The following is a 16,630-nucleotide window of genomic DNA, read 5'->3' on the forward strand; positions in this document are numbered from 1 at the left end:
AAAGCTCAAACTAAATTATGATTTTTAGCTAGCCTTAATGCTTTTATAAATTCTTTTAATTGTTTAATATTTCCTATGCTAATTCTATTTAATAAAGGATAATTATCTATAGGTCTTCCAACTATTATCCCGCATTCTTTCATAAAATCAGCATATTTTGTGCTTTTAATTTCGTGTAAAATAAAGTTAGTATGAGATTTAAAATATTTTATATTTAAAGTTTTAAATTCATTTTCTAATAAAGCTTTATTATCGTTAATAATTTTTCTTGTAGTTTTTGCAAAGTCATTTTGTTTTAGGGCAAAAATCGCACACTCTAAAGCAAAAGCATTAATAGCATCAGGACTAAAAAAATCTTTTAAAATCGTTATTAATTTATTATGAGCTATCCCATATCCAACTCTTAAACCTGCTAATGAATACATTTTAGAAAATGTTCTAATATGTAAAATATTTGGATTTTTTGCAAATTCTAAACTATAAAAATCATCAGCAAATTCACAATAAGCCTCATCTAAAAGCATATATACATTATCTTTACAAATTGAGTTTAATTCATTTAAATCTTTCTTGCTTAGCATTAGGCCTGTTGGATTGTTTGGATTTACAAGATAGATTATATTTATTTTATTTGGGATTATTTTTATTTTATTTATATCAAAATTAAACTCACTATCTAAATAAAACCCATCAATACTATAACCTATATTTTTAGCATAATAAAGTGTTAAGTCAAAAGTAGGTAATGGTGATATTAAATGAACATTGGAATTTGAATATTTATAAAATGCTAAAAGGCTCATATAAATAACATTACTTGAGCCATTACCTAGAACAAAATTATCACTTTTTAAATTATAAAAATTAGCTAATTCATCTAATAATTTATAATTTTTATCAAAAGAATACTTATTAAATTCAATACTATTAATTATTTCTTTAATATCTAAAGTATTACAAGTATTTTCGTTTTTGCTTAAATCAATCATATATTTTTAAATAGATTTTCAAGATTTGCTTTTGCTTCTTCTGAGCTTATATGATTTTCTGCTTCAGTGCCAACTTCAATTAATTCAATATTAAGTCCTGTTAGCATATTGCATAATCTAATATTAATTCCTTGCTTACCTATAGCTTTACTTTTTTGGTCGTGATTTATTACAACCTTAGCTATGTCGTTATCAATCGTAACTGAATTAATAATTGCAGGTGCTAAAGCACGAGAAACTACAATAGCTTGTTCGTTAGAATACTCTATACAATCTATATTTTCGCCATTTAATTCTTTACTAATAGCATTAATTCTAACACCTTTTGTTCCAACACTAGCACCTACAGCGTCAATATTGATTGAGTTAGCTTTTAATAAAACTTTAGCTCTTTCGCCAGGAATTCTAGCGCAATTAATAATTTCTATAGCACCATCTTTAATCTCTGGAACTTCAAGCATTAAAAGTGCATTTAAAAATTTTGGAGATGTTCTTGAAATTTCAACCTTTAAGCCTAGTTTTTTATCAACACTAACTTTTCTAATAACAGCTTTTAATACATCACCAACTTTAAATTTTTCGCCTTTTATACGATTTTTTCTAGGTAATACTGCTCTAATTTCATCAAATTCTATGAAAGTATTTTCATCATTATCAACAAATACTACCGTTCCAAAAATTAATCTATCAACCATACTTTGGTATTTTTCAAATAATTTTTCTTCTACAAGTCTTTGCACATTATATTCTAATTCTTTATAAAGCCAATTTATTGCAGTTCTATCAAGATTTGCAAAAGATATTTCATATTTTAAAGTATCTCCGATTTCTACTTCACTTGATTCTAATTTTGCTTTATCAAGGCTAATATATTTACTTTCATTATTAGCTAATTCATCATTATTTGCAACAACTACTAGATTTTGATATACACAAAGAGTTTTTTTAACATCTACACTAAATTCTTTATCATCACCAAAAAGTCTTTTAGCAGTATTTGTAATAGCTTTTACTACACGCTCACTTACTTCTTCTATTGGCAATGATTTCTCATTCGCAATTGATTCTATTATATCTACTATTCTTTCCAAGATTTTACCTTTAATTGAAGTTTGAAGACTATTATTATATAAAAAATAACTTTTAATAAGTTTAATGAAAGAACTTTTTGTTATTATTTTATTTTTTTAATTTAAAAAAGGATATGAGATGAAATTTAAATTAGCAAAACAAACTTTAAATTCAAAACCAAAAGAAGTTACTATTGAAGAAGTTATAAAAATACTTGAAGAAAAAAAGGTTATATTTTTAGACCATTCAAATTCTAGTGAAGATATTACAAAATTAGTTGAAAAATTAAATAATTTTAAGGTATATGTAAATACGGTTAAATATGGTTTAGTAGAAGATGAATTTATTTATGAGGTACATATACTTTGAGTAAAAAATTATATATAGAAACTTTAGGCTGTGCAATGAATGTTCGCGATAGTGAGCGTATGATTGCAGAGCTTACCACTAAAGAAGGTTATGAAGTAACTACAGATAAAAAAGAAGCTGATTTAATATTAATAAATACTTGTAGTGTGCGTGAAAAACCAGTCCATAAGCTTTTTAGTGAAGTAGGTGGTTTTTTAAAAGAGAAAAAAGAAGGAGCAAAAATAGGCGTTTGTGGTTGCACAGCTTCTCATTTAGGTAGCGAGATTTTTAAGCGTGCTCCACAAGTTGATTTTGTGTTAGGTGCAAGAAATATTAGCCGTATAACAGAAGCAATTAAAACTCCAAAATTTATAAGTAATGATATAAATTACGATGAAAGCGATTTTGCTTTTGCTGATTTTAGAAATAGTATTTATAAAAGCTATGTAAATATTATGATAGGTTGTGATAAGCATTGTGCTTATTGTATCGTCCCACACACTCGTGGAGATGAGCTAAGTATTCCAAAAAATATTATTTTAAATGAAGTAAAAAAAGCCGTTAGCAACGGAGCTAGTGAAGTATTTTTGCTAGGACAAAATGTAAATAATTATGGTAAAAGATTTTCAAGTAACCATCCTAAAATGGATTTTTCAGACCTTTTAAATGAGATTAGCGAGGTTGATGGGCTTGAAAGGATTAGATTTACTAGCCCACACCCACTTCATATGGATGATAAGTTTTTAGAAACTTTTGCAAAAAATCCTAAAATTTGTAAAAGTATGCATATGCCTTTACAAAGTGGTAGCACAAGTATTTTAAAAGCTATGAAGCGTGGCTATACTAGAGAATGGTTTATAAATAGGGCTTTAAAATTAAGAGAATTAGTTCCAAGTGCTAGTATATCAACAGATATTATCGTGGCATTTCCTGGTGAGAGCGATGAAGATTTTGAATTAACACTTGATGTAATGAGAAAAATTAGATTTGAGCAAATTTTTTCATTTAAGTATTCTAAAAGACCACTAACACCTGCAGCAACAATGCCAAATCAAATTCCTGAAAATATAGCAAGTGCAAGGCTAACTAAATTACAAAGTTTATACAATGAAATTTTAGATGAGATTAGTGCAGCACAATTAAATAAAACTTATAAAGTATATTTTGAAGAATTAAGAGAAAATCAAACTATAGCAGGAAGAAGTGATAATAATTTCTTAATAGTTGTAAATGGTAGCGAAGAATTGCTTGGAAAAATGGTTGATGTAAAGATTACAAAGACTTCTAGGACAACCCTTTATGGCGAAATACAAAGTTAAAATTTTAGCTTTTATAATATTTATACTTTTAAATATTATTTATTTAACTTGTAAAAAAAGATTTTATGGAGAAAAAACTTTACCTAAAGAGCCTTGCATAGTGCTTTTTTGGCATGGAAAACTTACTATGATGGCTTTTATTTTTGCTTATATGAAGAAAAATGGTTATAAAAAAAAGCCTTATGTATTAATAAGTAATCACAAAGATGGAGAATTAATTGCTAGTGTTATGAAATACTTTAATATAAATGCTGTTAGGGGTAGCACTTATGATTCTCCAGTTAAAGCATTGCTTGAAATTAAAAGTCTTTTAGGACAAGGTCATGATGTATATATTACTCCTGATGGACCTAGAGGGCCTTATCATAGCATTTCAGCAGGTTCTTATAAAATAGCTTTAAAATATAAAATTCCTACGATTATTTTTGATAATGCTGCAAGTAGATTTTATAGGGCTAAAAGCTGGGATAAGATGATTTTAGCTAAGCCATTTTCTACAATTGCTTATATTATTTCAAAACCGATATTATTAGATGAAGAAAATTCTGTTAATTTAATAAATAAGGAATTTAATAAACTAGAGCTTAAATTAAATGAAGAAGGTTTTTATGTTTAATATAAGAAAATACCTATCAACTATTTTTATTAATTTAGTAATTAAGGATAAAAGTTGTAGTATAGAAGCTTATTCTGTTAAAAATGAAAAAATTATTAAAATTCATCAAAGAACTTTTATTGAAGAAGATAAAAATAAATTACTAAAATATATAAAAACCTTAATTGATAATCATTATTTTACTTATGTTTCACTTTTATTTACTAGTATCGGTCAAGGAATGGTGCCGACAATTAATAAAACAGATTTACAAAAATTTGGTGTTGATAGCAGTGCTGTTAGTTTAAAAATCTTTGATAACTCGTTTTTGTATGCGGCAAAAACTGAATTAATTAATGCTGATATTGTTTTTGATGAATTGCAAGTGGATTTAATTTATTCTCCTTTTAGCATATTGTTTAAACTAATTCAAGATAAAAAATCAGATGGTTTTGTATTTGATGGCATAAGTTTATTTGTGTTAAAATACGGAGAATTCATTACTTTAATGATTTATGATGGTAAGAAATTTAAATTTGGTAGTTATTTTGAGCTTAAAATCAACAAAGATAATGAAGAAGACCATCAAACTTTAGAATTAGAAGAAGAAATTGAATTAGATAGCAATAACGATACATTAGAAGAACTTGATTTTGATGAATTTGATAATGTAAAGGTTGATGATAATTTTGATTTAGGAGCTGATTTAAATTCTGATTTGAATGAAAATTTACAATCATTTAGCTTGGATATGCAAATATTTGAATATATAAATAGTGCGATTAAAGAATTTTATAATAACAATATTTATGATAGTGATTTTATTAATAATATTATTATATTTGAACACGAAAAAAGCTCTAAAGCTATGCATTCTTATATTGAAAGTGAATTATTAATAAAGCCTATTGTATATACAATTGATATATTTAAGGAAATGTTAAAATTAAGCAGTAATGATTTAGGAGCAAAAATTGATATATAGTCTTAAAAATGCTGAACAAAAACCTATATTAAATAAATTTAATAAATTATGCTTTTATTTTTTAATCTTCATTATTTTTGTAATTATATTTTTTGCTGTATTTATAAAAATAAAACAAGAATTAGCATATAGCGACGCACAACAAGCCAAAGAAAATAGTGATAAAATGATAGAATTAATAGGAAAAAATAGGAATGAAATTATTTTAAATAAAGAATATATAGCTTTAGTAAGTGATATACAAGCTTCTAATATAAATTTAAAAAAGAGTATAAAAAATTTATTTGACTTAGTTCCTGATAGTATAGTTTTAAATGAAGTTCTAATGGAGCAAAAAAGCTTATTGATTAAAGGAATTACTCCAACAAAAGAAATTTATAATAATTTATTGCAAACACCGCTTCAAAGTATTTTTGAAACATCAAAAACTAATTTTATACAATTAAATTCTGGTTGGTATAACTTTGTAAGCATTAACACTATTGAAAATTCTGAGGGTTTTAATGAATAAAGATAATAGTATGATTAAAATTGATATAGTAAAGTTGCTATTATGGTTGAGTATATTTTTGATTACTATTTTTACTCTTAGTGCTTTGCTTATAATTCCAAGTGTAAATAAATTAAAAGTTGCAAATGAAGTTTTAAGCTCTTCAAATTCAAAATTTCAGCAAAATAAAGCAAAAAATGAAAGTATTGAAAGACAATTAAATGATTATTTATCAGAGAATAAAACCAATTTAGCAAAAATTCATAATGAATTTGATATTGAAAAATTTAAAAATCATTGCAAGACTTTTTTTGATGAAGTGAATTTAGATAAGAATTTAGATTTTAGCGAAGATTATGTAAGCTATCAGTTATCAGTAAGCACAAAAATAACAAGTCCAACTATTTTTTATGATTTCATAGATTCTTTAGATAATTTTCCAAATATTTTACGAGTTCATTTCCCAATAGTTTTAAAATCTGATAAGAATTTGATAAAAGCACAATTTAACATTCAAGTATATAAAAGATAAGCCTACAAAAGTAGGCTAAGAATTATTTATGCAATTCGTTTGCATAGAATTTAACAGAATTAAAGCCTTCTTTTAAAGCCCATTCGTAAGCACTTGATACGAATTCCCAATTAATATGCTTATAAAAACCTTCAAGGTAAGCTGCTCTTGCATTTCTGTGGTCAATATAATAAGCGTGTTCCCAAACATCAACAACTAATAAAGGAATTAATTTATCAGTAATTGGAGTTGCTGCATTGCTTGTTTTTACTAATTCAAGTTTTTTACTTGTAGTATTATATACAAGCCAAAACCATCCACTACCAAATAAGCCTGTAGCACCTTTTATAAATTCATCTTTAAAGTTTGAACAGGTTCCAAAAGCTTCATTAATTGCTTTTTCTAATTCAGCACTCATTTTGCTTTCTTTTGGACTAATGCAGTCAAAATAAAAATCGTGATTATAAACTTGTGCAGCATTATTAAAAATACCTTCTTTAGAAGTTAAGATAATATCAACTAAATCTTTTTTTTCAAATTCTGTTCCAGCAATCAAATTGTTAAGATTATTAACATAAGTTTGATGGTGTTTACCATAGTGATAATTGAAAGTTTCTTCAGTTAAAAAGCCTGAAAACGCATTTGTTGCATAATTTAATGTTCTTAATTTAAACATCTTTTCTCCTTAATTTTAAAATTTGTATTAAAAATATATCAAAAAAAAGATAATATTTATCTTATTTAAAATCCTTTTTTATTTGTAAAAAATATATTTATTAAAGAAAATTAAAATTATTATCAAATTAAGAAAAAATTAATAAATAATTCATATAATAATCAATATCAAATTAATTTAAAAAAAAGGATATGTTATGAAGTTAAGTAAAATTACATTAGCTAGTATTTTTGTTGCAAGTTCTGCATTTGCTCATCAATTTTTTCCAATGAAAACAGATGATGGTTATAAGGTTGGATTTTGGGCTGATGATCACTGGGGTCAATTTCAAAGCGATAGAATATTTGGTGTAAGTGCAAAAGATTCTAAGGGTAAAAAGCTTAAAGCTGGATATGATTATTTAAATAATAAAATCTTTATAGAAGGTAATCCATCAGTAGCTAGTGTAAATTATGATTTTGGTTATTATACTTTTACAAAAGATGGCAAACATTATTCTCAAGCTAGAAATGAAATTACCGACATTACAGGTGCAAATGAAGTAACCCAAACTAGAAAAATATTTAAAATGGGTAAAAGTATATTCGCTTGGGACGAAGCATCAAGTAAGCCTTTAGGATTAAAGTTTGAAATAATTCCATTAGAAAATCCACTAGACAAAAAAGTAGGTGATAAATTAAAAGTTCAAGTATTGTTAGATGGAAAACCTATTAGTGGGGTTGAATTTGAAGACCAAAATGATGATATAGATGATATTACAACCGATGAAAAAGGTATTGCAACTTTAACTCTTAGCAAACCTCAAGATGGCTTGCAAATTATTGCAGCTGGTATAAAATTGCCTTATAATCTTGATAGATACGGAGATACTTTACAGCTTACTGCTACTTTAAGTTTTAAATCTAAATAATATTTTTAATCCCTAATTGTTAGGGATTAAAAGAAATATTTTAAAATACCTTTATTAAATTTAAAGGTTTTTAAAATGAAGACAAAAGTGTTTTTTGCTATATTAATAGCTGCTTTTGGCATTTGGTATTATTATTACAACGAAGGTAGTTATACAAAAACAGATGGTTTTGAATTAACTTATATAGATAATAGTATTATTAAAAATTATAATTCAAATATATTGTTAAATTTTTGTAATACTAGTAATTCATCTTGCAATCAATTTCAGCCAATTTTAAAATCAGTTTATAATGAACTAGGTAATTTGAATGTAAAAATTTTAAATATTGATATTTTTGACAATCCTGAATTATTGAATAAATTCCCAATTTCTTTAATACCGATACAATTTTTTTATACAAAAGATGGAGTAAATTTCAAACCAAAATCAGAAATTGGAAAGAAATTTAAAGAAGTTAATTTCAATGATGAAACTTTTTATTATCACTTAGGTATTTTAACGCAAGAAGAGATAATGTTGATTTTTGAAGAAATGCAAAACTATTAAAGTTGGTCTAGTTTTATTAGTGCATCTTCAACAATTTCTCCAATAGGTGGAGTAATATCAATATTTATTACCAAGTCTTCATTGTGTGGAAATTCCAATGTTGAAAATTGAGAATCAATCATATTTTCTTTCATATAATGACCGCTTCTTTTACTCATTCTTTGCATTATTAATTCTTTTGAGCCGTGTAAATGAATAAAGATAATTTTACCAGATTGTCTTATTTTATCTCTATATTGTTTTTTTAATGCAGAACAAGCTATGACACAAGAGCGATTTCTTCTTGAAATTGAGTAAAATACATCAGCAATTCTTTCAAGCCAAGGTTCTCTATCTAAATCATTTAATGGAACCCCACTTTGCATTTTTTCTATATTTGCTCTTGGGTGTAAATCATCTCCATCTATAAAGCTAGCCCCTAAACTATTTGCAATCATAGCACCTATCGTGCTTTTGCCACAGCCACACACTCCCATTACAACAATATTATAATGTTTCATTAATTATCCTTTTTTATAAAAATCTTGCTATTTTTAACCTATTTTTCTTAATATTACATAAATTCAAATAAAAGGAGAAATAATGCAAGAGCTTAGTGCTTCTTACTTATTATGTGTTGCCGCAGTTGCGGTTGTTTTATTATTATTTATGATTATGAAATTAAAAATTCACGCTTTCATATCATTAATAATAATAAGTTTTTTAACTTCTTTAGCAGCCAATACGCCGCTTGATAAAATTTTAGGAGTAATGCTTGGTGGTTTTGGTTCAACTTTAGCAAGTGTTGCTTTATTAGTTGGTATTGGTGCTATGATAGGTAAAATTTTAGAAGTTTCTGGTGGAGCTCAAGTTTTAGCTGATACTTTAATTGAGTTTTTTGGGGTGCAAAGAGCTCCATTTGCACTAGGTTTAGCTTCATTGATTTTTGCTTTCCCTATATTTTTTGATGCAGGGTTAATTGTAATGTTGCCTGTTATATTAAGCGTAGCTCATAAATTAAAAGGTTCTGTTTTAACTTATGCACTTCCTTCGGTTGGTGCATTTTCTGTAATGCATGTTTTCTTACCACCACACCCAGGTCCAGTTGCAGCAGCAGCTACAATAGACGCTAATGTTGGTTGGGTTTTAATATTAGGACTTATTATTGGTCTTCCTACTTGGTATTTTAGCTCTTATTTATTTGGGCTTTATTCTGGTAAAAAAATGTATTTTAAAGCACCAGATTTATTTGAAGATGAAAAAATAGAAATTAAACATAAACCTAAATTCTTAACCGTAATATTTATATTATTAACCCCTGTAGTATTGATTTTTATAAGTGCAATTATCTCATCTATGCAAAAATTAGAAATAATCGCAAAAAATGATATATGTTTTAATGTTTTAAATCTAATAGGTCAAACTCCAATCGCTCTTATGATTACTTTAATAATTTGTATTATTGTATTTAATAAGAGTTTAGGTGCTAAAAATCTTGAAAAATATTGTGAAAAAGCTCTTCCTGCAATTTGTTCTGTAGTGCTTGTAACTGGTGCAGGTGGTATGTTTGGTGGTGTTTTAAGAGCTAGTGGAATAGGTGATGCGTTGGCTGGAACTTTAGCTAATTTAGGCGTTCCTGTTATTTTAGCTGGTTTTATAATAGCAGCAATTATTAGAATTGCTCAAGGTTCAGCTACTGTTGCACTTACTACAACAGCTGGTTTAATGGCACCAATTATTGCAGCAAATACATCAATTGCAGAATTTGATAAAGTTGCTATCGTTTTAGCAATAGCTTGTGGTAGTGTTGTTTGCTCTCATTTTAACGATTCTGGATTTTGGCTTGTAAAAGGCTTATTTGGTTTAGATGAAAAAACAACTCTTAAAACTTGGACTATGCTAGAAACTTTAATAGGTGTTATAGGTTTTGTATTAATACTTATAATTTTAGCTTTATTTAATCTTGTATTTTAGTGTTTTTACTTTGGAATTTAAAATTATATTTTAAATTCCATTTTTAATTAATTCTTCTTAAATAATATAGTTTTCATTATATTTACATATTATTCCTTTTTGCTATTGGGGGGGGGTATTTAATATCTATATCATAATTAAGAATATATTATTCCATTTACTTAATTCTTAAATTATTTTATTATAATTTTATCTAACTTATAAAATTAAGTTTTATTTAAATTTTTAAGGAGAATTTATGGAAAAGTTATCTCGTAGAAGCTTTTTAAAAGGTGCAGCAGGAGTAGCAGCTAGTGCGTCAAGTTTAGGTGCTGTTGATTTTATTGGTGAAAACGCTATTCCTAAAATAGATGAAAGCTTAATTAGTGCTTCACATTTTGGAGCTTATCATCCAATTATTAGAAGTAGCAAAGTTGAAGGATTTAAAGCTTTTAATGGGGATTTTAAACCAACAACTCTTATGAATGGTGTAGTAAATAGAGTATATTCACAAGATAGAATTAAAAACCCAAGCGTTAGAAAAAGTGTTTTAGAAAAAGGATTTGAAAAAGCTCCTAAAAACTTAAGGGGTAAAGAAGAATTTGTTGAGATTACTTGGGAAAAAGCTTATGAATTAGTAGCTAATGAGCTTAAAAGAGTTTATGAAAAATATGGCTCTAATGCTGTTTATGGCGGTAGTTATGGTTGGTTTTGCGTTGGAAGCGTTAATAACCCACAAAGCTTACTTGGAAGAATGTTAAATATAGCTGGAGGTTGCACTACTAGAACTCTTACATACTCAACTCATTGTATTCGTGCAATTACTCCTTATATTAGTGGTGTTGATGAATCAAGTGCTAAGCAAACTTCTTGGGACAATGTATTAGAACACTCAAAAGTGGTTGTTTTATGGTCAAATGATATGATTAATACAAATCAAATTGCTTGGGGTGTGCCATTACATGAAACTTACCCTTATTTAGAAAAATTACAAGCATTAGTTAAAGATGGAAAAATAAAAGTAATTAATATTGACCCAGTATATAATGATACAGCGAGATTTTTAGGTGCTAAGCAAGTATTTATTAATCTACAACCGATGTTGCCTTAGTAGAAGCAATGTGTTATCATCTAATTAAAAACAATCTTCACGATGAAAAATTCCTTAAAAAATACACAGTAGGATTTGCTAAATTAAAAGAAAGATTATTTGATGAGAATAATCCAAAAACTCCTGAATTAGCAGAAAAAATTACAGGTATAAAAGCAGAAAAAATAAAAGAATTAGCAGAACTTATGGCTAAAAATAGAACTATGATTATGGCAGGTTGGGGTTTTCAAAGGGCTCATCACGGAGAGCAAGCTCACTGGGCTATGATAACTCTTGCATCTGTTTTAGGACAAATTGGACTTGATGGTGGTGGATATGGGTTTAGCTACCATTATTCAGATGGTGGAGTTCCAACTCCGGGTGCAGTTACGGGCAATGCTAATAGTGGTAATATTGAAGATAAAGCAAATAATTTTAGTGGTTTTCCTGGACTTGCAGGAATTAGCACAAAAACTACTATAAAAGGGGAGTGGGATAATAGAACTAACGAAGTAATTCCTGTTTCAAGAATAGTAGATATGCTTGAAAATCCTGGTAAAGAATATGAATTTGATGGCAAAGTTAAGACCTTCCCTTTAATTAAGTCAATTTATTGGGCTGGTGGTAATCCAATGCACCATCATCAAGATAGAAATAGACAATTAAAAGCATTTGCTAAGGTTGATAGCTTTATAGTTCAAGATTGTTTTTGGACTGCTAGTGCAAGACATGCTGATTTAGTTCTACCGTCTACTACTGAAATAGAAAGAAATGATATAACTAAAGCACATACAAACAAATATATCTTCGCTATGAAAGAATGTATAAAGCCTATGTATAACTCAAGAAATGATTATGATATTTTTTGTGGAATTATTAAGCATTTTAGTGAAGAAAAATACCAAGCTTTTACAGAGGGTAAAACTGCAAATGAATGGATTAAATACTTTTACGAACAATCAAGAGAAAAAGCAGCAGCAAGTGGCCTATCAATGCCAACCTTTGATGAGTTCTGGGCTAAAGGCTATGTAGAATTTAAAGCTCCTAAAGAAGCTAAGAATTTCGTAAAAATGAAAGATTTTAGAGATGACCCAATTACTAATAGATTAGGAACTCCAAGTGGTAAGATAGAAATATTTTCTAAAAAGATTGATAAGTTTGGCTATGATGATTGCAAAGGCTTAGTTCAATTTTATGAACCAGCTGAATATTTAGGCAATGCTAAAAAATATAAATTAAATCTAATAACTCCACATCCAAAGTATAGATTACACTCACAACTTAATAATACTTTTTTAAGAGATTTTGAAGAAGTAGAAGGAAAAGAAAGCTTATGGATGAATCCAATTGATGCAAAAGCTCGTGGTATTAAAAATGGAGATATAGTTCGTATATTTAATGATAGAGGGGAAATACTAGGTGGTGTTTTAGTAACTGAATATGTTAAACCTGGTGTAATTAGAATGCAAGAAGGCTCTTGGTATAATCCTAATAAAAAAGGCTTATGCTTACACGGAGATGTAAATGTGCTTATAGCTGATATCCCAAGTAGCAAACTTGCTTGTGGTAATCAAGCAACTGCTTTAGTAGAAATAGAAAAATATACTAAAGAAATTCCAGCACTTGATTTATTTAGACAACCAAAGTTTAAAGCATAAATTAAATAAAGCCTAAAAGTATATTTTAGGCTTTAAAAATACTTATTAAGATAAGTAATAAAAACAAATAATAATAAGTATAAAAACATTTATAAGGATAATAAAAAATGAAAAAACTAATATTATTAAGTTTAATTACAAGCTCATTATTAGCTAATAATTATGCTTTAGAAAACACTCCTTTAAGTATTAATAATAAAACAATAGGAACAATTATCATAGGAACTAAGTTTGATATAGTTAAAAATGATAATAATAAAAGTGAGATAAAACTTACAGGCTATCGTCCTAAAGGTGGAAAAGCTATTTATGATACTTTAGGTGTCTTATCAAATAGCGTAAATCTTGATGATGCTAATGCTGTTAAAGTAATAGGAACTAAAGTAGATGATTATGATAATACTTGGGAAGTAGTAGAGATAGTAGCTAGTGTTGATAATACTAAGATTACAAATAAAGATATTATAGAAGATGGTAAGGCATTATTTGAAGAAAGATGTGGTATATGCCATGCTTTACATGCTTATGATGAGTTTAGTAAAAATGTATGGCCAAGCACAATTAAATCTATGCAAGATAATGCAAGTTTAGATGAGAATGAATACTATCAAGTAGTAAAATACTTACAAAGAGTAGCTCCTGGCGATGATGAATAAGTATATTTTTAAAAGTGTAAGTAAATACTAAAAAAGATTAAGGAATTTAAAAGTTTGTTTTTAAATTCCTTTTGAGTGTTTTTTCAAATATCTTAGTGGTTTATTGGGTTTTAAATATAAAATCTAACTTAAGCAACGAATATTTAAAGCTTTCAATTTATTTTAAATCACTTAATTATTCACTATAAAAGTAGCTTTAATTACAAACAAGAACTATAATAAACCTATGCAAAGTAATTTTAAATTTATGCTTTTAATAGTTTCATTAGGTTCATTTTTAAGCACATTAGCGCTTAATCAAATTCTACCGCTTTTACCATTTATTATGCAAGAATATGGAGTGAGCGGAGATAAGATTAGCTTATATAGTGGTTTAGCTTATGCTGGTAGCACGCTTACTATGGCGTTGTTTGCACCATTATGGGGTATTTTAGCTGATAAATATGGTCGTAAAAAAATGCTTTTAAGAGCTAGTTTTGGTATGGGCTTGTGCTTGTTAATTAGCGTATTTTTAAAAACCGCAGAATCATTTATAACACTTAGATTTATTATGGGATTTTTTTCTGGGTTTAACCCTGCTTGTATTGCATTAATAGCTGTTAATGCTCCTAAAGATGATGTGAATGTATCTCTTGCAAAACTTAGCTCATTTCAGATAACAGGCTCGCTTTTAGGACCATTGTTTGGTGGAGTATTAATGCACTTTTTTGATTTTAGAGTTCAGTTTGCAATATCGGGATTTTTATTAATTAGTATATTTTTATTGATATTATTTTTTGTAAAAGAAGATTTTACTCCAGTTCCTAAAGGCGAAAAAATAAGGCTTGATAAAGGCTTGTATTCATTTGTAATAGTTTTGTGTTTAGCTTCGTTTTTAGTGCAGTATTCTCAAACATTTATAGGTCCTATAATCGGCTTATTTGTTTCAAAATTAGTAGACCATAAAGAATTAGCTACAGGTTTTTGCTTTAGTTTAGCAGGAATTGCTAGTGCTATATTTGCTCCGAAATTATCAAAATTAGCAAAAGATTATGGAGAAGTTAATTTGATTTTAATTAGCACTTTTGCTTTGTTTATATGTTTAATATTGCATTATTTTACTAGCCATAATTTTTGGTTATTTTGCTTAGTTAGGTTTATAACCGGTATTAGTTTTTGCTCTATTATGCCTAGTGTTTATTCTATGATAAGAAAAAAGATACCTAAACAAATTAGCTCAAAAATATTTGGAATAAATCAGAGTTTTTACGGATTAGGTGCGTTTTTTGGTAGTTTAAGTGGTGGGTATTTTTATAACTTATATGATGAAAAAGTGTTTTTTATTTGTGCTAGTTTTATTTTAGCTAGTTGTTTTTTAGTTTTCTTTTATAAAAGAATAGGTTCAAAATAAAGTAGGGTATTTAGCTTAAGAATTTAAAAATAAATAGATTAGGTTGATTAGTAATAGTTTATTACAATCTATACGATGAAAAAATCTTTTTTATCTATTCAAGTTTTATTTTAGCTAGTTGTTTTTTTAGTTTTACTTTATAAAAGAATAATTTCAAAATAAAGTAGGGTATTCAGTTTAAATATTTAGAGTAATTTAGAGTTATTTATGGATTAGGTTCGTTTTTTGGTGATATTAGCTTATATGATGAAAAGTGTTTTTACTAGTTTTATTTGTTATTTTGCTTAATATATAGACTATACTTGTTTTGAGCTAAATTAATTTAATAGTTTTGATGGATACATAAGAAGACTTTTTAGTCTTCTTTTAAATTATTAGCTATTTTTGCTGCTAATTTTAATTTATCATTATCAAAATGAGTATAAATTCTTGAAGTATTAAGCGAAGCATGTCCTAAGGCTTCTTGGACTAATAACAAATCTTTTTCTTTTTTATAAAGTAGGGTAGCAAAACTATGTCTTAGCATATGAGCTCCATTTTTTTCTTTGCGAATACCGGCTGCTAATAATACATTTTCAATTAATCTTGATATATAAGCTTGAGTTAATGGCTTACCTTGTTTATTTGTAAATAAGTATTGATTAGGTTCGGCGAAATTATTAAAATATTCTAAATGCTCTTTAATGGAATTTATATTTAGTAAAACCACTCTATATTTATTACCTTTAGCATGAATTCTAAGGCTTATCAAATCATTTTCATAGCTAATATCTTTTAACCTTAATCTAAGAACTTCATTAACCCTTACTCCAGTAAATAATATGATTTTTATAGCAAGTTTATTTCTGTCTTGATTACTTTTAAACTCATAATTATTTAGAGTATTTAAAAATGTTTTCATTTGCTCTTCACTCATAAATTCTGGTAGTTTGTGTCCTGATGATGAGTTTAATCCTGACCAGTTTTTTAACTCTATTTCATAAACATAAGAACTATCATCATCTTTATTTTGCGAACTTAAAAATTTAAAAAAATTAACTATAGCGATTTTGTGATTTTTTTTACTCGCATCACTAAGACCTGCTGTTATACTTGATAGAATTTCAATTACCAATTCTTCATCAATTAGTTTTAGGGAATATAGCTTATAGTGAATTATTTGCTCGTAAAATTTTTTAATAGGGTTAAAATAAGTATTTACACCAATCATTCCTATATTTCTTGATTTTTTAGCTAGCTCATCTAATTCTTCTATAGTGAAATTATTTTTACTTAAAGCAATATTAATCTCTCTTAATTCTTCTGCTTTTTCAAGTAGTTTATTTGATAAAGAATTTAATTTAAATTTTAGAAATTTAGCTATCCAAAATAAAAATGATTTTGAAAAATTGTCTTCACAATCTAAAGGGTATTTCATAATTGTTCCTTAAAATAAGTTGTTTAATATAGAAAAAAATTATA

Annotated in this window: 18 protein-coding genes; 13 read left to right on the plus strand and 5 right to left on the minus strand. The window is 27.1% G+C overall.

All coding sequences use genetic code 11. The features are described from left to right. Positions 1 to 5: 5 nt before the first annotated feature. Both AVBRAN_RS04620 and nusA read right to left on the minus strand, forming a co-directional pair. Positions 6 to 989, minus strand: coding sequence for a histidinol-phosphate transaminase (locus AVBRAN_RS04620; protein WP_239803676.1), 984 nt, complete (start codon positions 987 to 989; stop codon positions 6 to 8). Next, positions 986 to 2,080 (minus strand): transcription termination factor NusA, encoded by a 1,095-nt coding sequence (gene nusA, locus AVBRAN_RS04625; protein WP_214118554.1) that lies wholly within the window; start codon positions 2,078 to 2,080, stop codon positions 986 to 988. The genes AVBRAN_RS04620 and nusA overlap by 4 nt, the downstream gene beginning before the upstream one ends. Before the next feature lie 118 nt (positions 2,081 to 2,198). Here nusA and AVBRAN_RS04630 point away from each other — a divergent pair, with 118 nt between their 5' ends. The 6 genes from AVBRAN_RS04630 to AVBRAN_RS04655 are packed head-to-tail and all read left to right on the plus strand — an operon-like array spanning position 2,199 to position 6,329. Further along, entirely contained in the window at positions 2,199 to 2,429 is a 231-nt protein-coding gene (locus AVBRAN_RS04630; RefSeq protein WP_214118556.1) for an HP0268 family nuclease, read from the plus strand. Further along, complete coding sequence (gene miaB, locus AVBRAN_RS04635; protein WP_214120363.1) at positions 2,426 to 3,727, plus strand: tRNA (N6-isopentenyl adenosine(37)-C2)-methylthiotransferase MiaB; 1,302 nt, start codon at positions 2,426 to 2,428, stop codon at positions 3,725 to 3,727. The genes AVBRAN_RS04630 and miaB overlap by 4 nt, the downstream gene beginning before the upstream one ends. Next, positions 3,708 to 4,343, plus strand: coding sequence for a lysophospholipid acyltransferase family protein (locus AVBRAN_RS04640; protein ID WP_214118560.1), 636 nt, complete (start codon positions 3,708 to 3,710; stop codon positions 4,341 to 4,343). The genes miaB and AVBRAN_RS04640 overlap by 20 nt, the downstream gene beginning before the upstream one ends. Further along, positions 4,336 to 5,307 (plus strand): hypothetical protein, encoded by a 972-nt coding sequence (locus AVBRAN_RS04645; protein WP_239803678.1) that lies wholly within the window; start codon positions 4,336 to 4,338, stop codon positions 5,305 to 5,307. The genes AVBRAN_RS04640 and AVBRAN_RS04645 overlap by 8 nt, the downstream gene beginning before the upstream one ends. After that, a complete protein-coding gene (locus tag AVBRAN_RS04650) occupies positions 5,297 to 5,818 on the plus strand; it encodes a hypothetical protein (protein ID WP_214118563.1) in 522 nt (173 codons plus the stop codon). The genes AVBRAN_RS04645 and AVBRAN_RS04650 overlap by 11 nt, the downstream gene beginning before the upstream one ends. Then, positions 5,811 to 6,329 carry a hypothetical protein gene (locus AVBRAN_RS04655; protein WP_239803679.1) on the plus strand — a complete coding sequence of 173 codons (519 nt, stop codon included), beginning with the start codon at positions 5,811 to 5,813 and terminating at the stop codon, positions 6,327 to 6,329. Before AVBRAN_RS04650 ends, AVBRAN_RS04655 begins: the two co-directional genes overlap by 8 nt. A gap of 22 nt (positions 6,330 to 6,351) precedes the next feature. Here the strand turns inward: AVBRAN_RS04655 and AVBRAN_RS04660 are convergent, their stop codons facing one another. Further along, entirely contained in the window at positions 6,352 to 6,984 is a 633-nt protein-coding gene (locus AVBRAN_RS04660; RefSeq protein WP_214118567.1) for a superoxide dismutase, read from the minus strand. 196 nt (positions 6,985 to 7,180) lie between these two features. Between AVBRAN_RS04660 and AVBRAN_RS04665 the strand changes: the two genes are divergently transcribed. Together AVBRAN_RS04665 and AVBRAN_RS04670 are read left to right on the plus strand one after the other, a co-directional pair. Continuing rightward, complete coding sequence (locus tag AVBRAN_RS04665; RefSeq protein ID WP_214120361.1) at positions 7,181 to 7,894, plus strand: DUF4198 domain-containing protein; 714 nt, start codon at positions 7,181 to 7,183, stop codon at positions 7,892 to 7,894. A 75-nt stretch (positions 7,895 to 7,969) separates the two neighbouring features. After that, positions 7,970 to 8,443 (plus strand): thioredoxin family protein, encoded by a 474-nt coding sequence (locus AVBRAN_RS04670; RefSeq protein ID WP_214118571.1) that lies wholly within the window; start codon positions 7,970 to 7,972, stop codon positions 8,441 to 8,443. On the opposite strand, the gene AVBRAN_RS04675 is transcribed toward AVBRAN_RS04670, so the two are convergent. Then, positions 8,440 to 8,943, minus strand: a complete 504-nt coding sequence (locus tag AVBRAN_RS04675; RefSeq protein ID WP_239803680.1) for a gluconokinase — start codon at positions 8,941 to 8,943, stop codon at positions 8,440 to 8,442. The two genes, AVBRAN_RS04670 and AVBRAN_RS04675, sit on opposite strands and share 4 nt — an antisense overlap. A gap of 82 nt (positions 8,944 to 9,025) precedes the next feature. On the opposite strand from AVBRAN_RS04675, the gene AVBRAN_RS04680 reads away from it, so the two are divergent. From AVBRAN_RS04680 to AVBRAN_RS04700, 5 genes are all read left to right on the plus strand, one after another. After that, positions 9,026 to 10,396 carry a GntP family permease gene (locus tag AVBRAN_RS04680; RefSeq protein ID WP_239803681.1) on the plus strand — a complete coding sequence of 457 codons (1,371 nt, stop codon included), beginning with the start codon at positions 9,026 to 9,028 and terminating at the stop codon, positions 10,394 to 10,396. A 238-nt stretch (positions 10,397 to 10,634) separates the two neighbouring features. Then, positions 10,635 to 11,486, plus strand: a complete 852-nt coding sequence (locus AVBRAN_RS11020) for a molybdopterin-dependent oxidoreductase (protein ID WP_275591994.1) — start codon at positions 10,635 to 10,637, stop codon at positions 11,484 to 11,486. An 8-nt stretch (positions 11,487 to 11,494) separates the two neighbouring features. Then, a complete protein-coding gene (locus AVBRAN_RS11025) occupies positions 11,495 to 13,123 on the plus strand; it encodes a molybdopterin-dependent oxidoreductase (protein ID WP_275591995.1) in 1,629 nt (542 codons plus the stop codon). 107 nt (positions 13,124 to 13,230) lie between these two features. After that, positions 13,231 to 13,779 (plus strand): hypothetical protein, encoded by a 549-nt coding sequence (locus AVBRAN_RS04695; RefSeq protein WP_239803609.1) that lies wholly within the window; start codon positions 13,231 to 13,233, stop codon positions 13,777 to 13,779. Between the two features lie 226 nt (positions 13,780 to 14,005). After that, entirely contained in the window at positions 14,006 to 15,169 is a 1,164-nt protein-coding gene (locus AVBRAN_RS04700) for an MFS transporter (RefSeq protein ID WP_239803682.1), read from the plus strand. A 355-nt stretch (positions 15,170 to 15,524) separates the two neighbouring features. Here AVBRAN_RS04700 and AVBRAN_RS04705 read toward each other — a convergent pair whose 3' ends face one another. Continuing rightward, positions 15,525 to 16,586 carry a tyrosine-type recombinase/integrase gene (locus tag AVBRAN_RS04705; protein ID WP_239803683.1) on the minus strand — a complete coding sequence of 354 codons (1,062 nt, stop codon included), beginning with the start codon at positions 16,584 to 16,586 and terminating at the stop codon, positions 15,525 to 15,527. Positions 16,587 to 16,630 lie beyond the last annotated feature (44 nt).

Source organism: Campylobacter sp. RM12651, assembly GCF_022369475.1.
Classification (GTDB): domain Bacteria; phylum Campylobacterota; class Campylobacteria; order Campylobacterales; family Campylobacteraceae; genus Campylobacter_E.

Excerpts from the sequence above, each read along its gene's own strand:
- AVBRAN_RS11020 (WP_275591994.1), top strand. The coding sequence starts at position 10,635 with ATGGAAAAGTTATCTCGTAGAAGCTTTTTAAAAGGTGCAGCAGGAGTA.
- AVBRAN_RS04705 (WP_239803683.1), bottom strand. The coding sequence starts at position 16,586 with ATGAAATACCCTTTAGATTGTGAAGACAATTTTTCAAAATCATTTTTA.
- AVBRAN_RS04630 (WP_214118556.1), top strand. The coding sequence starts at position 2,199 with ATGAAATTTAAATTAGCAAAACAAACTTTAAATTCAAAACCAAAAGAA.
- AVBRAN_RS04645 (WP_239803678.1), top strand. The coding sequence starts at position 4,336 with ATGTTTAATATAAGAAAATACCTATCAACTATTTTTATTAATTTAGTA.
- AVBRAN_RS04655 (WP_239803679.1), top strand. The coding sequence starts at position 5,811 with ATGAATAAAGATAATAGTATGATTAAAATTGATATAGTAAAGTTGCTA.
- AVBRAN_RS04700 (WP_239803682.1), top strand. The coding sequence starts at position 14,006 with ATGCAAAGTAATTTTAAATTTATGCTTTTAATAGTTTCATTAGGTTCA.
- AVBRAN_RS04675 (WP_239803680.1), bottom strand. The coding sequence starts at position 8,943 with ATGAAACATTATAATATTGTTGTAATGGGAGTGTGTGGCTGTGGCAAA.
- AVBRAN_RS11025 (WP_275591995.1), top strand. The coding sequence starts at position 11,495 with ATGTGTTATCATCTAATTAAAAACAATCTTCACGATGAAAAATTCCTT.
- AVBRAN_RS04695 (WP_239803609.1), top strand. The coding sequence starts at position 13,231 with ATGAAAAAACTAATATTATTAAGTTTAATTACAAGCTCATTATTAGCT.
- AVBRAN_RS04665 (WP_214120361.1), top strand. The coding sequence starts at position 7,181 with ATGAAGTTAAGTAAAATTACATTAGCTAGTATTTTTGTTGCAAGTTCT.
- AVBRAN_RS04670 (WP_214118571.1), top strand. The coding sequence starts at position 7,970 with ATGAAGACAAAAGTGTTTTTTGCTATATTAATAGCTGCTTTTGGCATT.
- AVBRAN_RS04640 (WP_214118560.1), top strand. The coding sequence starts at position 3,708 with ATGGCGAAATACAAAGTTAAAATTTTAGCTTTTATAATATTTATACTT.
- AVBRAN_RS04680 (WP_239803681.1), top strand. The coding sequence starts at position 9,026 with ATGCAAGAGCTTAGTGCTTCTTACTTATTATGTGTTGCCGCAGTTGCG.
- AVBRAN_RS04660 (WP_214118567.1), bottom strand. The coding sequence starts at position 6,984 with ATGTTTAAATTAAGAACATTAAATTATGCAACAAATGCGTTTTCAGGC.
- AVBRAN_RS04620 (WP_239803676.1), bottom strand. The coding sequence starts at position 989 with ATGATTGATTTAAGCAAAAACGAAAATACTTGTAATACTTTAGATATT.